This window comes from Halorubrum sp. CBA1125, from assembly GCF_009742825.1.
Taxonomy (GTDB): Archaea; Halobacteriota; Halobacteria; order Halobacteriales; family Haloferacaceae; genus Halorubrum.
Genome location: NZ_WPCE01000367.1, coordinates 1 through 1,274, shown reverse-complemented (window position 1 = coordinate 1,274; position 1,274 = coordinate 1). Strand labels below are relative to the sequence as shown.

Annotated in this window: 2 protein-coding genes; both read right to left on the bottom strand. The window is 72.2% G+C overall.

Annotated elements, in window-relative coordinates:
- On the bottom strand, window positions 1-277 hold a 277-nt coding region (locus tag GJ633_RS16765; protein ID WP_156589659.1), incomplete at its 3' end, for a cupin domain-containing protein.
- Window positions 278-456: 179 nt separating this feature from the next.
- Window positions 457-1,274: DnaJ C-terminal domain-containing protein (locus tag GJ633_RS16760; protein WP_156589658.1), on the bottom strand; the 818-nt coding region annotated here is incomplete at its 5' end.

Sequence of the window (1,274 nt, the reverse complement as noted above, 5' to 3'; positions counted from 1 at the left end):
GCAAGAAGGAGACCCACGAGTCGGCGTCGACGCGGACCGCGTCGCCGGGGCCCAGGTCGATCGCCTCCCCCTCCACGGTCAGGGTCGCCTCGCCGTGGAGCAGGAGGTACACCTCCTCCTGGCCGTCCTCGGCGTGGTCGTGCTCCAATCCCTCCCAGCCGTCGTCGGCTTCGACGACGGTCACGCCGAGCTGCTCGCAGTCGAGCGCGTCGCGGAGGAAGTACATGCCCGGCGCGCGCGGTTCGACGTCGTCGTAGGCCGTCGTGTCGTAGCCCATACCGGAAGCAGGCGCCGAACCACGGAAAAGCTACGGGCCGCGGAAGGCTGGCGGCGGCGCCGGCGCGCGACTGGTCGAGCGATCGATACGATCCGCGGTCGACCGGTCGCGTGCCGCATTCGTCCAGTTATCCGCGGCGGCGCGCCCGTCGCGAGCGCCGACCCGCGAACCAAACGCAGCTAAAACGAGCTCTTCAGCTTCTCGAAGAAGCCCCCGCCGACGTCGACGTCCTCGCCGCCGGCCTCGGCGAACGCCTCCAGCGCGTCGCGCTGTTCGTCGTTGAGCGACTCGGGGACCACGACGGCCACCTGCACGTAGAGGTCGCCGCGGCCGCGCCGCCGGAGCCGGGGCATGCCCTTCCCCTGCAGGCGGAACGTCTCGCCGCTCTGGGTGCCGGAGGGGACGTCCATCTCCACGCTCCCGTCGACGGTCTCGACCTCGACGGTGTCGCCGAAGACGGCCTGCGGGAAGGAGACCGCCTCGTTCACGTGGAGGTCGTCGCCGTCGCGCTCGAAGCGGTCGCCGACGTCGACGTCGACCTCGATCAGCAGGTCGCCGTTCGGCCCGCCGTTTTCGCCGGGCGCGCCCTCGCCCTCCATCCGGAGGCTCTGCCCGGAGCGGATCCCGGCGGGGATCTCGACGGAGAGCGTCGCCTCCTCGCGGACGGCGCCGTCGCCGCCGCAGTCCGAACAGTCCTCGCCGTACAGCTCGCCGCCGCCCTCACAGCGCGGACACGTCGAGGTCTGCTGGACGCGGCCGAGCGGCGTCTGCTGGACCTGCTGAACCTGTCCACGGCCGTTACACTGCGGACAGGTGCGCACGTCGGCGTCGGGTGGATGGCCCTCGCCCTCGCAGGTGTCACAGGCCGTCGGACGCGTGAGCGAGAGCTCCTTTGTCGCGCCGTGGAACGCCTCCTCGAGGTCGATCGTCAGGCCCGTCCGGAGGTCCTGTCCCTGCCGCGGACGGTCGTCTCGGCCGCCGCCGCGGCCGCCGGCGC